The following is a 13,434-nucleotide window of genomic DNA, read 5'->3' as shown; positions in this document are numbered from 1 at the left end:
CAGCATGCAGACCGAACTCGCCCCCGAATTCAAGAACACGCCCGAAGGTCGCGAAGCCGAGGCGATCCTGCGCAAGTGCGTGCACTGCGGCTTCTGCACCGCGACCTGCCCGACCTACCAACTGCTCGGCGACGAACTCGACGGGCCGCGCGGCCGCATCTACCTCATCAAGCAGGTGCTCGAAGGCAAGGCGCCGACGCAAAGCACACAGCTTCACCTCGATCGCTGCCTGACCTGCCGCAACTGCGAGTCGACCTGCCCGAGCGGCGTGCAATACGGCCACCTCGTCGACATCGGCCGCAAGATCGTCGAGGACAAGGTGCCGCGCCCGCCACTCGACAACGCGCTGCGCTGGACGCTCAAGGAAGGCCTGACCTCCGCGCTCTTCGCGCCCGCGATGAAGCTCGGGCAATCGGTGCGCGGGCTGCTGCCCGCGAAGCTCAAGGCCAAGGTGCCCGAGCCGCGGCCGGCGGGCGCATGGCCCTCGCGCACGCATGCGCGCAAGATGCTGATGCTCGCGGGCTGCGTGCAGCCGGCGATGTCGCCCAACATCAACAGCGCGACCGCGCGCGTGCTCGATGCGGCGGGTATCCAGGTGGTGATCGCGCCCAGCGCGGGCTGCTGCGGGGCGGTCAAGTTCCACCTCAACGACCACGACGGCGGCAAGGCGCAGATGCGCGCGAACATCGATGCCTGGTGGCCGCAGGTGGAGCGAAACGAAGTCGAGGCCATCGTCATGAATGCCTCGGGCTGCGGCGTCACGGTGCGCGAGTACGGCCACATGCTCAAGGACGACCCGGCCTATGCGGACAAGGCAGCGCGCATCAGCGCGATCACGCGCGACCTGAGCGAGCTCCTGCCCGACATCGCGCCCACGCTGAAGCCGCGTGTCAGGCCGCCGGCGGGCCTGGTCGCCTACCACCCGCCGTGCACGCTGCAGCATGGGCAGCAACTGCGCGGCGGGGTCGAGAAGCACCTGCGCGCGCTCGGCTTCGACGTGCAGCTCGCGCAGAACGAATCGCACCTGTGCTGCGGCTCGGCCGGCACCTACTCGGTGTTGCAGGCGGAGCTGTCCTACAAGCTGCGCGACCGCAAGCTCGGCCACCTGAACCAGCTCCAGCCGAGCGCCATCGTGTCGGCCAACATCGGCTGCATCACGCACCTGCAAAGCGGCAGCGATCTGCCGGTGCGGCATTGGGTCGAACTGCTGGACGAGGCCCTCGCGCCGGCGGCCTGATCGCACAAGCACTGGGGGTCTGGTCTGACCCCACGGTTGCCGGCGCGGTGCGAACATTCCCGGGTGTTCATCACGAGAGTGATTCCATGAACCGAACTTCCATTCAGACCCTGGCACGCGCCATGACGGTGTGCGCGTGCGCCCTTGTGCCGTGGGTGGCGCAGGCGCAGACACCGGTCCTTGCGCCGTCGATGAAGACCCTGGGCGCTGCCCGCTACGTGTGCGGCGGCGTCGGCTCCGAGGAATCGGCCGCGATGCGGGGCGCGATGAAGGACCATCCGCTGTCGCTGCTGTTCGCCCGTGCGAGCGGCGCCTACCTGGCGGACGTGCAGGTCACGGTGACGGACGCCCAGGGTAGCACCGCGCTGTCGATGCGCGCCGACGGGCCGGTCTGCCTCGTGGACCTGCCGGCCGGCCGCTACACCGTCGCGGCAGCGAGCGAAGGCGTGACCAAGTCGCAGGTGGTGTCGCTGGGCAACGGCTCGACGGTCGCCGACTTCCGTTTCTGACGAAGATTGTTCGCTCAGGAACCCCTCGGAACCGGCTCTGCCGGGCCGCTGGGGTTGCTCCCTTGAAGGGGTGCCCGAGCCCCACGAAGTGGGCGAGGCTAGGGGTGGGCCAAGGCGGATTCGATGTCCGCGCCGATGGATTCTGGCTTGTCGATCGGCGCGTAGCGCTTGATCACCTGCCCGTCCTTCCCGACCAGGAACTTGGTGAAGTTCCACTTGATCGCCGCGCTGCCGAGAAAGCCCCGCGCTTCCTTGACCAGCCACTTGTAGAGCGGCGCCGCACCCGGGCCGTTGACCTCGATCTTCTCCATCATCGGAAAGCTCACGCCGTAGTTGCGGGTGCAGAAGGCGCCGATCTCCTCGTTGGTGCCCGGGTCCTGCTTGCCGAACTGGTTGGACGGGAACCCCAGCACCGTCAGCCCCTGGGGGCCGTACTTTTCGTAGAGCGCTTCGAGGCCTGCAAACTGCGGGGTGAAGCCGCACTCGCTCGCGGTGTTGACGATGAGCAGCACCTTGCCTCTGAACTCGGAAAGCGAAACGGGCTTGCCGTCGATCTGCCGGGCTTCGAAGTCGTAGACGCTGGTCATGAGGATTCCTTCTGGAGTTGGGGCCGCCCATCATCCGCGTCGCCGGGTGATCGCGCAAACGCCGACCAGGCGGCCGCGAGAACGATCAGCGCGCCGCCCATCCAGATGCGCGCGCTCATGGTCCCCGCGCCCAGCGCGACCGACGACACGCTCGCGAACAGAACCTCCGACAGCATGATCACCGCCGTCACGTTGCCCGCCAGCCGTGCCGCGCCGTACTGCAGGCAGATGTTGGCCAAGACGAAGCCGGTGCCGAGCACCGTGGCCCAGCCCCACCATCCGGTCTCGGCCCACGACGGTGCGGGCATCGCGCCCAGCGCGGTCCCGGCGATCGCGGTCGTGCCGGCCACCAGCGCGCAGCCGGCGAACATCGCCAGCGCACGCGACTCACCCGGCGCATGGCGCTGGCTGCGCAGCAGGATGTTCGTCACCGCGAAGCTGAAGCCCGCGGCCACGGCGAGCCAGTCCGGCAGGCTGGACGGCACCGGCCATTCGACCTCCGGCGTCTTCAGCACCACCGCCACGCCGGCCAGCGCCAGTGCGACGCGCGCGAGCGCGGAGGCGGTCGGGCGCTCGCCGAGCACCACCCACGCCAGCAGCACGCTCCACAAGGGCATCAGATAGAACAGCAGCACCACGCGCACCACGTCGCCCTGCGTCACCGCCCAGTTGAACCCGACGTTGGTCAGTCCTGCCGCCAGCCCGAGCAGCACCAGCCCCGGATGCACGGCGAACATGTGCCACAGGCTGCGGCGCAGCATCCCGATCACCGCCGCGATCGCGGCATAGACCAGAAAAGTCGTCCACACCGGATGCAGCCCATGCGCCTCGATCTGGCGAAAGGGAAACCATGAAACGCCCCATACAAAGGCGTTGAACACAAGCGCAAGCGCAGCCAAAGGAGAGAACCGCAAAAAGTCAGAGGTCAGGAATCCCGCGGAACCGGCTTTGCCGGGCCGCGGTCATCAATGATGCTTATCGCTGCGGGCGATCGTGAGCAGGTGCTCGACTTCCTCCGGATACTTGCGCAGGTTTCTCTGGTGCCAACGCTTGATGAGCCACATGAAGCCGGCCACCACCACGCCGAAGGCGCTGATCGCGGCGTACGCCGACAGGCCAAGCCCCGTGCAGGCGCTGTAGAACGCGCCGAGGATCAGGATGCAGGTCTGCTCGTTGAAGTTCTGCACCGCGATCGAGCGGCCGGCACCCATCAGGTTGTGGCCGCGGTGCTGCAGCAGCGCGTTCATCGGCACGACGAGAAAGCCGCCGAGGCCGCCGAGCAGGATCAGGAACGGCACCGCCACCCAGATGTTGCCGATGAAGTTCATCCCCATCACGAGGATGCCCATGCCGATCCCCAGCGGAATCACGCGGGTCGCCATGTCCAGCCGCATCCGCACCGACGCCACCACCGCGCCGACGGCCGTGCCGATGGCGACCACGCCGGTCAGCGACGAGGCCTGCGCGGTGTTGTAGCCCAGCGCGAGCGAGGCCCAGGCCAGAACGATGTACTTGAGGTTGCCGCCGGCGCCCCAGAACAGCGTGGTGGTCGCCAGCGAGATCTGGCCGAGCTTGTCGCGCCACAGCCGCGAATTGCAGTGCCAGAAATCCGGCAGCAGCGCGAGCATGTTGCGCACGAAGCCATGTTGCGGATTGGCGCGCAGCGGGCGCATTTCGACGCCGGTGTCCGGAATGCGTGTGTTGAACCAGGCGGCGGCCACATAGACCAGGATCAGCGTCGCGATCGCAGCCTCGGGCGGCGTATCGACGCCGGTGTCGATGAACGGGAAGTTGAACGCGAGCAGGTGGCTCGACAGCGTGTGGCCCAGGAGCTGCCCGCCGAGCACGATGCCGAGGATGATCGATGCGATCGTCAGGCCCTCGATCCAGCCGTTGGCCTTGACCAGTTGCGATGCCGGGAGCAGCTCGGTCAGGATGCCGTACTTGGCCGGCGAATACGCCGCCGCGCCGAGCCCCACGATCGCGTAGGCGAACAGCGGGTGCGAGCCGAACAGCATCATCACGCAGCCGACCACCTTGATCGCATTGCTGATGAACATCACCTTGCCCTTGGGCAGCGCATCGGCGAATGCGCCCACCAGCGGCGCGAGGGCCACGTAGAAGATGGTGAAGATCGGCACCAGCGCCGCGCGCTGCCACTCGGGTGCGCCGTTGGTTCGCATCAGTTCGACGGCAGCCACGAAAAGCGCGTTGTCGGCCAGCGACGAAAAGAACTGGGCCGACATGATCGTGTAGAAACCGCGCTTCATCGATGAGCAGACTGGCCAGCAACGAGTTCTGGCGATAGTGAAAGTGCGCCGCTTCAATGGCGGCTGCGCGGTTATAGCATGGGGGTGCAGTGTCAAAATAACGCGAAGTCCCGTAGTGCGGGGCGTGTTCTTGTGCGTGTTTCCAACTTTCTCCGAGTTTTTTGCCGTGCCGCGTCCGATCCTTGCCACCATTCACTCTGCTGCGTTGCAACACAACCTCGACCGCGCGCGGCGCGCGGCGCTCGACTCGCGCGTCTGGGCGGTCGTGAAAGCCAACGCCTACGGCCACGGCATCGAGAACGTCTTCGAAGCCTTCCGGGCCGCGGACGGCTTCGCACTGCTCGACCTGAACGAAGCCGAGCGGGTGCGCGCACTCGGCTGGCGCGGCCCGGTGCTGCTGCTCGAAGGCGTGTTCGAGCCGCGCGATCTCGAAGTCTGTTCGCGGCTGGACCTCTGGCACGCGGTGCACTGCGATGCGCAGATCGACTGGCTGGCCGCGCACAAGACGCAGGTGCCGCACCGCGTTTTTCTGAAGATGAATTCCGGCATGAACCGGCTTGGCTTCACGCCCGAGCGCTTCCGCGCGGCCTGGACCCGGCTGAACGCGCTGCCGCAGGTCGATGAAATCTCGCTGATGACGCATTTCAGCGACGCCGACGGTCCGCGCGGCATCGCGCACCAGCTCGAGGTGTTCGAGGAAACCACGCGCGACCTGCCGGGCGAGCGCTCGATCGCCAACAGCGCCGCGCTCCTGCGCCATGCGGCGGCGGCGCGTGCCGACTGGGTACGCCCCGGGATTCTGCTGTACGGCAGCTCGCCGGATTTCCCCGAGCACGACGCAGCGCACTGGCAGCTCCTGCCGACCATGACGCTGTCGACCAGGCTGATCTCGGTGCAGACCCTCAAGGCAGGGGACACCATCGGCTACGGATCGCGCTTTACCGCCGAAGGGCCGATGCGCATCGGCGTCGCCGCGGTCGGGTACGCCGACGGCTACCCCCGGCATTGCGACACCGGCACCCCGGTGCTGGTCAACGGCGTGCGCACCCGCATGGTCGGGCGTGTGAGCATGGACATGATCACCGTCGACCTCACGCCGGTGCCCGATGCGGGCCTCGGCAGCGACGTCACGCTGTGGGGCCGCGCGTCGAATGGTGCAGTGCTCTCGATCGACGACGTCGCGAAGACGGCGGGCACCGTCGGCTACGAGCTTATGTGCGCGGTGGCGCGGCGCGTGCCGGTCGTGGCCGACTGACCGGAGTCCCCTTTTGAGAAACCTGTCGGACTGGGGTTCGATGCGCGCCGCGGTTCGCTTGGCGCGCGAAGGCTGGCTGAGCGCGGCGGTGCATCAGTTGCTCCACCGCTGACTGCGTTGCGCCGTCTGATTCGCATATATTGCGCGCATGAAGCCCTCCGAAGCCCTGGCCTCGAACCGCGCCGCGATCCGGTACGTGGTCGAGTCTCACCGTGCGCGCAACGCGCGGGTGTTCGGCTCCGTGCTGCGCGGACACGACACGGACAGCAGTGATCTCGACATCCTTATCGACCCGACCCCCGAGACGACGCTGTTCGACATCGGTGCCATCCGCCACGAGTTGCGCAAGCTGCTCGGGGTCCCGGTGGACGTGCTCACCCCGAACGCGCTGCCGGACAGCTTCCGGGCGCAGGTGCTGTCGGAAGCTCGCCCGGTATGAGCCGCGATCCGCAGCGTTTGAACGACTATCTGGCGCACATCCTCGAAGCCATCGAGCGCATCGCTCGTTACACCGTCGACATGGACGAGTCGACGTTCATGAATGACCAACTGGTGCAGGATGCGGTGATCCGCAACTTCGAGATCATCGGGGAGGCCAGCAACAACATCGAGAAGAACTACCCCGAGTTCACTGCGGCTCATCCTGAGCTGCCGCTTTCATCTGCCTACGAAATGCGCAACGCGGTTGCACACGGGTACTTCAAAGTGGACTTTGCAATCCTCTGGAGGACGCTTCGCAGTGATCTCCCCGGCCTGCACGAGCGCGTTCAGGAAGTACGCGGAGACAGCGAGGGGCGGAAGCTCTAAGCACCTGGGCGTGCACCAGGCGCTTCACCTCCTCAATAAAGCCCCAACTGCCGCGCCCGCAGCCGCGCCAGCCCCAGCAGCGCATCGGTGAACGGCGTCTGCACGCCTGCCAGTTGCCCGAGTTCGCGCACCGCCGACACCAGCGCATCGAGCTCCACCGCACGGCCGGCTTCCACGTCCTGCAGCATCGAGGTCTTGAAGGCGCCGAGCTTGCGCGTCACCGCGTGGCGGTCTTCGGGGCTTTCGGCGATCGGCACGCCGATGCGCTCGCCGATCTCCTTGGCCTCCAGCATGATCGTGGAGATGAAGCCGCGCACCAGGTCGTCATTGAGGATCAGGTCGGTCGTGGCGCCGGTCAACATGCTGATCGGGTTGACCGTCATGTTGCCCCAGAGCTTGTACCAGACGTCCTTCTGGATCTGCGGCGAGATGCGGGTGTCGATGCCCGCGCGCGCCAGCAGTTCGCCCAGGGCCTGGACACGCGACGTCGATTCGCCCGACGGCTCCCCGATGATGAGCCCGTTGCCGAAGTGATGCCGCACCACGCCCGGCGCGTCGAGCGAGCAGCTCGCGTGCACCACGCCGCCGATGACGTGCTTCGCGGGGATCGCCGCATCGATCTTCCCGCCCGGATCGACCGCCTGCAAGCGCGCACCCGCCACGGGGCCGCCGAAGCCGCCCTGCAGGAACCACCATGGCACGCCATTCATCGCGGTGAGCACGACGGTGTCGGGACCGAGCAGCGGCGCGATGCGGTCGGCGACTGCCGGCAGCGCCGGCGCCTTCACCGCGACGATCACCAGTTGCTGCACGCCGAGCGCCGCCGGATCGTCGCTGGCATTCACCGGAACCGACACGCGCTTGTCGCCGCTCACCAGCGTGAGGCCGTCGCGCTTCAATGCTTCGAGCGTCGCGCCGCGCGCGACCACGTCGAGCGCGCAGCCCACTTGCGCGAGCTTCGCGCCGATCCAGCCGCCGATCGCGCCGGCGCCGTAGATGCAAACCTTCATGATTCGAGTCCGGCCCTTCAGTTTCTGTAAGAGGTGTCGATGCGATCGACCTGGCGCACGAGCGCGTCGAACACGTCCTGCCCTGCGCCGTGATGGGGGTTGAACTGCAGCGCATCGCGCGTGCACTTGCGGGCGATCTCTTCCGACACCGGAATCGCCGCGCCCATCGAGAACGTCGCCATCTGGATCTCGCAGGCGCGCTGCAGCGTCCACAGGATCGCGAAGGTCTGCGGCAGCGTCTGCCCCCAGGCCAGCAGGCCGTGGTTGCGCAGGATCACCGCCGGCTTGCTGCCGATGCTCCTGAGCAGGCGCGGCCCCTCGTCGGCGTGGATCGTGATGCCCTCGAAGTCGTGGTACGCGACCATGTCGTGCAGCTGTGCCGTATAGAAATTGGTCTGCTGCAGGCCGCCCTGCAGGCAGGCCACCGCCACGCCGGCGGTGGTGTGCGTGTGCATCACGCAATGCGCATCGGGCAGGCCGTCGTGGATGGCCGCATGCACCGTGAAGCCCGCAGGGTTGACCGGGTACGCCCCGCCGTCGAGCACATTGCCGTGCAGGTCGATCTTGACCAGGTTGCTCGCCGTCACCTCGCTGTAGTGCAGGCCGAACGGGTTGATCAGGAACTGCTTCTCGCCGCCGGTCACGCTGTCGGGCAGCCGCACCGTGATGTGGTTGTAGATCATCTCGGTCCATCCCAGCATCGCGAACACGCGATAGCAGGCCGCAAGCTGCAGACGGGCGGCGCGCTCGTCGGGATGGATGGCGGGATGCACCAGCGCCGAAGGCGCGGTGGGGAGGCAAGTGTGTTCATGACAGTTCCTTTAAGTACCAACCAAACCCCCACCTTGCCCAGTGCCACCCTGCCAGAGATACCGCGGAACCGGCTTTGCCGGGCCGCTGGTATCGCCCCCTGCAAGGGGTGGAGAGCGACACGAAGTGCGCGAGCCTGGGGGTGTTTCAACTCTCGGCCGTGAAACCGATCTCCTTGACGATGGGAGCCCATTTGGCCGTGTCCTTCTTCAGCAAGTCCGCCAGTTCACCCGGCGACGACGACATCGCCTCCAGCCCGAACCCGGCGAGTCCGTCGATCAGGTCCTTCTGCGCCAGCGCCGACTTCATCGCGGTGTTCAGCCGCCCGACCGCTTCGGGCGATGCCTTCGCCGGCAGGAAGAAGGCGAACCACTCGCTGTGCGCCATGTTCTTCAGGCCCTGCTCGCCGAAGGTCGGCACATCGGGCGTGAAGCGGCTGCGCTTCTCGCCCGAGACGCCGAGGATGCGCACCTTGCCGGTGGGCAGGTGCTGCATGATGTCGCCGATCGGGCCCGACACCGCCGAGATGTTGCCGCCCAGCAGGTCCAGCATCGCGGGCTGCGTGCCGCGATAGGCGGCGTGCTTGAGTTCGAGGCCCGCGCTCTTGCCGAGCAGCGCGCCGATGAAGTGCGGCGTCGAGCCCGCGGCCGGCGAGCCGAAGTTGCCGGCGGTCGGATTGGCCTTCACCCACTGCAGGAATTCCGGAACCGTCTTCACGCTCGCCGGCACGGCCGGGCCGACCGCGAAGCCGAAGTCGAACACGCAGGCCAGCGACACCGGCGACAGGTCCGCCACCGGGTCGTACGGCAGCTTCTTGTAGATGTGCGGGTAGATCGTGAGGATCGAGGTCGGCGTCTGCAGGATCGTCGCGCCGTCCGCGGGCTGGTTCTTCACGTAGGTCACGGCGATCTGGCCGCCGGCGCCGGTCTTGTTGTCCACCACGACCGACTTGGCGTAGCCCGGCGCGAGTTGCGTCGCGAAGCGGCGGCAGGTGGTGTCCGAGGTGCCGCCGGGCGCGAAGCCCGTGATGATGCGTGCAGTCTCGAAGCCCGCCTGCGCGAAGGCCTGCTGGCCGATGCTGGCGAGCAGTGCGGTGGCGCCGGTGGATTGCAGCAGGCTGCGGCGAGTGAGGATCATGGTGTCTCCAAGGGAGGGGGTGGCTTCAGGACTCGTCGCGCAGCCACGTGACCGCGCCCGAGTGGGTCACCGCGCCCTGGTGAGCCGGGCGCACGGTGTGCGCGTATTTTTCCAGCAAGCCACCATGCCGGACCCCCGCGTTTACCTGACGTCGGGCGATCCGGGCCGCGATTTCGGCATCCGTCAGTTCGACCGTGATGCTGCGCGACTCGGGCCGCGCATCGATCGCGATCAGGTCGCCGTCCGCAAGCGCCGCGATCGGCCCGCCGTCCGCTGCCTCCGGTCCCGCGTAGCCGATACACAGCCCGCGCGTCGCGCCCGAAAAGCGCCCGTCGGTCAGCAGCGCCACCTTGTCGCCCATGCCCTGCCCGTAGAGCAGCGCGGTGATGCCGAGCATCTCGCGCATGCCGGGGCTGCCCCTGGGGCCCTCGTTGCGGATGACGATCACGTCACCCGGCTCGTAGCGGCGGTTCTGCACCGCCGTCTGTGCTTCTTCCTCCGAATCGAAGACCCGCGCCGGGCCGCGATGGACCAGCGTCTTCAGGCCCGCCGTCTTGAGCAGCGCGCCGTCCGGGCAGAGGTTGCCCTTGAGCACCGCCAGCCCGCCGTCGCGCGAGATCGCATCGCCGGCTTGGCGCACCACGCGGCCGTCGGGCTCGGCCGCGTCGGCGAGTTCCTCGGCCAGCGTGCGCCCGGTGAAGGTCATCGCATTGCCGTGGAGGAAGCCCTGTTCGAGCAGCGTGCGCAGGATCACGCCCGCGCCGCCGATGTAGTACACGTCGCGCGCCGGTACTGGCCGCCCGGCCGCAGATCGGCGATGAGCGGCGTGCGCGCGAAGACTTCCGCCACGTCGTCGAGGTGGAACTTCACACCGGCCTCGTGCGCGATGGCCGGCAGATGCAGCGCGGCATTGGTCGACCCGCCCGTGGCCGACACGACCGCGCAGGCGTTCTCCAGCGCCTGGCGCGTCACGATGTCGCGCGGCAGCGGGCCGTCGTTCATCACTGCGCGCATCAGCGCCTTCGCAGCGCGGCGCATCAGCGGCGCTCGCTCGCTGAACACCGCCGGCACCATGCTGGAGCCGATCGGCGCGAGCCCGAGCGCTTCGGAGACCATGCCCATCGTGTTGGCGGTGAACTGCCCCGCGCATGCGCCGGCCGTCGGCAGGCAGGCGCGGCTCATCGCTTCGAGGTCCTCCGCCGTTGCATCGCCGGCCAGCACCTTGCCGATGGTCTCGTAGGTGTCGACCACGTTGATGTCGCGGCCCTCCGGCCCCGGCATCTGCCCCGGCAGCGCGGAGCCGCCGTGCACGAACACGCTCGGCACGTTGCAGCGGACCATGCCCATCATCAGCCCCGGCAGGTTCTTGTCGCAGGCGCCGATGCCGAAGATGCCGTCCCACTGGTGCCCGCGCGTCGAGGCCTCGACGCTGTCGGCGATCAGCTCGCGCGAGATCAGCGAGAAGCGCATGCCCGAATGCGCCATCGTGAGGCCGTCGCTCACCGACACCACCGGGCATTCGTGCGGCGTGCCGCCCCCGGCGTAGATACCGGTCTTGGCATGCTGTGCCTGATCCCGCAGGTTCAGGTTGCACGGGCTCATTTCGCCGCCCGTGTGGAACACGCCGATGTGGGGGCGCGCGATGTCCTCGTCGTCCTGCCCGAGTGCGTGCAGGAAGCTGCGCGTGGTCGCGCGGATCACGCCGTCGCGAATGATCGCGGAACGGAAGGGCTTGCGCGGGGAAGCGGCGTCGCTCATGGTCTGCCAACGATCAGTAAGTGCCGCCCGACTGCGGCTTCGCGGCGGTGCCCTTGAAACGCGCTGCGAGCGCGGTCGTGTGGCGCACCAGCAGGTTCGTGTCGAGCCCGACGGCCACGAAGAGCGCACCGAGTTCGAGATAGTGCTTCGCCAGCGCTTCATCCGGCGTCAGGATGCCGGCCGCCTTGCCCGCGCGGTTGATGCGCGCGATCGCGTCCTCGATCGCCGCCTGCACTTCCGGATGGCCCGAGTTGCCGAGATGGCCCATCGAGGCCGAGAGATCGGCCGGGCCGATGAAGACGCCATCCACGCCATCGACCGCAGCGATCGCATCGAGGTTCGCGAGCGCCTCGCGCGACTCCGCCTGCACCAGCAGGCAGACGCGGTCGTTCGCTTCCTTCGCGTAGGCCGGGTAACGGCCCCAGCCCGATGCACGCGCGCCGCCCATGCCGCGAATACCGTGCGGCGGATAGCGCATCGCACGCACGATCGCCTTCGCCTGCTCGGCGGTGTCGACCATCGGCACCAGCAGCGTCTGCACGCCCAGGTCGAGGTACTGCTTGATCAGGGCCGCGCCCGCGTCGCCATGGCCGAGCGGCACCCGCGCGATGGCATTCGCACCCGGATAGGCCGCGATCGCCTGCGCCTGCGCAAGGACGCTCTGGAGCCCGTTCGGCGAATGCTCGCCGTCGATCAGCAGCCAGTCGAACCCGGCGCCGGCGCAGATCTCCGCGCTGTACGCATCCGCGAGGCCGAGCCAGAGGCCGATCTGTGCGCGCTTCTCGGCGAGCGCCTGCTTGAAGAGATTGATAGGGGTTTGCATGTCGGTTCTTTCAGACGAAGCGGAAGGCGATGGACCCGAGCGGGCCGTAGTCGGCGTGGAAGGTGTCCCCGGGCACCGCGTTTGTCGGCCGCGTGAACGAGCCGCCCAGCACGATCTCGCCCGCTTCGAGGTGTTCGTCCCACGGCGCGAGCTTGTTCGCGAGCCAAGCCACACCGGTGGCCGGGTGGTTGAGCACCGCGGCCGCCACGCCCGATTCCTCGATCACGCCGTTCTTGTAGAGCAGGGCGCTGACCCAGCGCAGGTCCACCGCGTCGGGCTTGACCGGACGCCCGCCCATCACGATGCCGGCATTCGCCGCGTTGTCGGCGATGGTGTCGAACACCTTGCGCATGACCTTGGTGTGGCGGTCGAACTGCTCGATGCGCGCGTCGATGATCTCGATCGCCGGCACCACATAGTCGGTGGCCGCGAGCACGTCGAAGATCGTCACGTTCGGCCCGCGCAAAGGCTTGCCGAGCACGAAGGCCAGTTCGACCTCGATGCGCGGCGCGATGAAGCGCTGGAAGGGAATGTCGCCGCCCTGCTCGAAGAACATGTCGTCGAGCAGCGTGCCGTAATCGGGCTCGGTGATCTGGCTCGCCTGCTGCATCGCGCGCGAGGTGAGGCCGATCTTGTGGCCCTTGACCGTGCGGCCTTCGGCGATCTTGGTCTTCACCCATTCGCGCGAAATCGCGTAGCCGTCCTCGATGGTCATCTCGGGAAAGCGCTTGGAGAAGTGCTCGACCTGCACGCGCGACTTCTCGCTCTCGTGCAGCTCGGCGGCGAGTTGCTGGATGACGTCCTTGGCAAGCATGGCGGTCTATTTGTTGAAGAGTGGATGCAGGTTGCTGTGCTTCCCGTCGTACACCTGGCCGGGGCTTTCGTCCACGTTCAGCGTGATGCCGATGAGGCGCCTGGCGAAGACCGGCTCGAAGTGCCGTTTCGCGCTGTCGAGGATCGCATCGCCGGCGCGCTTCTTCACCGCGTCGCTGCGGCCCGCGCCCATGCGCAGGTTGAGATAGACGAAGGCGTAGTCGCCCTTGCCGTCGGCCACGGCGTAGTGCGCGGCCGGATAGGCGAGCACGCGCGTGCCGCCGGTCGGAAAGACCTGCTTGCCCGCTTCGTCGCGCACCGCGAGCATGGTGTCGGCCAGCGTGCGGCACAGCGCGCTCATGTCGGTTTCGCGCTCGATGTTCGGCGTGTAGAGGATGACCAGGTGTGGCATGGCGAC

The 13,434-nt window shown here is 67.7% G+C and carries 14 protein-coding genes and 1 pseudogene; 5 read left to right on the top strand and 10 right to left on the bottom strand.

Annotation, left to right across the window (positions count from 1 at the left end; all coding sequences use genetic code 11):
- Window positions 1-4: 4 nt before the first annotated feature.
- Together glcF and ACQ858_RS21110 are read left to right on the top strand one after the other, a co-directional pair.
- Window positions 5-1,237, top strand: a complete 1,233-nt coding sequence (gene glcF, locus ACQ858_RS21115; RefSeq protein WP_431274483.1) for a glycolate oxidase subunit GlcF — start codon at window positions 5-7, stop codon at window positions 1,235-1,237.
- 86 nt (window positions 1,238-1,323) lie between these two features.
- Window positions 1,324-1,746 (top strand): carboxypeptidase regulatory-like domain-containing protein, encoded by a 423-nt coding sequence (locus ACQ858_RS21110; protein ID WP_431274482.1) that lies wholly within the window; start codon window positions 1,324-1,326, stop codon window positions 1,744-1,746.
- A gap of 98 nt (window positions 1,747-1,844) precedes the next feature.
- On the opposite strand, the gene ACQ858_RS21105 is transcribed toward ACQ858_RS21110, so the two are convergent.
- The 3 genes from ACQ858_RS21105 to lplT form a co-directional block, all read right to left on the bottom strand.
- Window positions 1,845-2,333 (bottom strand): glutathione peroxidase, encoded by a 489-nt coding sequence (locus tag ACQ858_RS21105; RefSeq protein WP_431274481.1) that lies wholly within the window; start codon window positions 2,331-2,333, stop codon window positions 1,845-1,847.
- Entirely contained in the window at window positions 2,330-3,232 is a 903-nt protein-coding gene (locus tag ACQ858_RS21100; protein WP_431274480.1) for a DMT family transporter, read from the bottom strand. The genes ACQ858_RS21105 and ACQ858_RS21100 overlap by 4 nt, the downstream gene beginning before the upstream one ends.
- Window positions 3,233-3,298: 66 nt before the next feature.
- Window positions 3,299-4,603, bottom strand: a complete 1,305-nt coding sequence (lplT, locus tag ACQ858_RS21095) for a lysophospholipid transporter LplT (protein WP_431274479.1) — start codon at window positions 4,601-4,603, stop codon at window positions 3,299-3,301.
- A gap of 166 nt (window positions 4,604-4,769) precedes the next feature.
- Between lplT and alr the strand changes: the two genes are divergently transcribed.
- The 3 genes from alr to ACQ858_RS21080 all read left to right on the top strand — a co-directional run bounded on the left by alr (window position 4,770) and on the right by ACQ858_RS21080 (window position 6,665).
- Window positions 4,770-5,858 carry an alanine racemase gene (gene alr / locus ACQ858_RS21090; RefSeq protein ID WP_431274478.1) on the top strand — a complete coding sequence of 363 codons (1,089 nt, stop codon included), beginning with the start codon at window positions 4,770-4,772 and terminating at the stop codon, window positions 5,856-5,858.
- 148 nt (window positions 5,859-6,006) lie between these two features.
- A complete protein-coding gene (locus ACQ858_RS21085) occupies window positions 6,007-6,297 on the top strand; it encodes a nucleotidyltransferase family protein (RefSeq protein WP_431274477.1) in 291 nt (96 codons plus the stop codon).
- Window positions 6,294-6,665 (top strand): HepT-like ribonuclease domain-containing protein, encoded by a 372-nt coding sequence (locus ACQ858_RS21080; protein WP_431274476.1) that lies wholly within the window; start codon window positions 6,294-6,296, stop codon window positions 6,663-6,665. The genes ACQ858_RS21085 and ACQ858_RS21080 overlap by 4 nt, the downstream gene beginning before the upstream one ends.
- Before the next feature lie 32 nt (window positions 6,666-6,697).
- Here ACQ858_RS21080 and ACQ858_RS21075 read toward each other — a convergent pair whose 3' ends face one another.
- The 7 genes and pseudogenes from ACQ858_RS21075 to ACQ858_RS21045 all read right to left on the bottom strand — a co-directional run bounded on the left by ACQ858_RS21075 (window position 6,698) and on the right by ACQ858_RS21045 (window position 13,428).
- A complete protein-coding gene (locus ACQ858_RS21075; RefSeq protein ID WP_431274475.1) occupies window positions 6,698-7,675 on the bottom strand; it encodes a 2-dehydropantoate 2-reductase in 978 nt (325 codons plus the stop codon).
- 17 nt (window positions 7,676-7,692) lie between these two features.
- Window positions 7,693-8,448: a class II aldolase/adducin family protein gene (locus ACQ858_RS21070; RefSeq protein ID WP_431274474.1), complete on the bottom strand. Its 756-nt coding sequence runs from the start codon at window positions 8,446-8,448 to the stop codon at window positions 7,693-7,695.
- A gap of 184 nt (window positions 8,449-8,632) precedes the next feature.
- Complete coding sequence (locus ACQ858_RS21065; RefSeq protein ID WP_431274473.1) at window positions 8,633-9,622, bottom strand: Bug family tripartite tricarboxylate transporter substrate binding protein; 990 nt, start codon at window positions 9,620-9,622, stop codon at window positions 8,633-8,635.
- A gap of 25 nt (window positions 9,623-9,647) precedes the next feature.
- Window positions 9,648-11,380, bottom strand: a pseudogene (gene ilvD / locus ACQ858_RS21060) (dihydroxy-acid dehydratase).
- A gap of 13 nt (window positions 11,381-11,393) precedes the next feature.
- The gene (locus ACQ858_RS21055) at window positions 11,394-12,203 is read right to left on the bottom strand and encodes an aldolase/citrate lyase family protein (protein ID WP_431274472.1); all 810 of its coding nucleotides are present in this window, start codon (window positions 12,201-12,203) and stop codon (window positions 11,394-11,396) included.
- Between the two features lie 10 nt (window positions 12,204-12,213).
- Window positions 12,214-13,017 carry a 2-oxo-hept-4-ene-1,7-dioate hydratase gene (gene hpaH, locus ACQ858_RS21050; protein ID WP_431274471.1) on the bottom strand — a complete coding sequence of 268 codons (804 nt, stop codon included), beginning with the start codon at window positions 13,015-13,017 and terminating at the stop codon, window positions 12,214-12,216.
- A 6-nt stretch (window positions 13,018-13,023) separates the two neighbouring features.
- Complete coding sequence (locus ACQ858_RS21045) at window positions 13,024-13,428, bottom strand: 5-carboxymethyl-2-hydroxymuconate Delta-isomerase (RefSeq protein WP_431274470.1); 405 nt, start codon at window positions 13,426-13,428, stop codon at window positions 13,024-13,026.
- Between the last annotated feature and the right edge of the window lie 6 nt (window positions 13,429-13,434).

The sequence above is a fragment of the Variovorax ureilyticus genome, from assembly GCF_050632185.1.
Taxonomy (GTDB): Bacteria; Pseudomonadota; Gammaproteobacteria; order Burkholderiales; family Burkholderiaceae_C; genus Variovorax; species Variovorax ureilyticus_A.
Note: the sequence above shows the minus strand (reverse complement) of the source record. Positions and strands in the feature narration are given on the sequence as shown.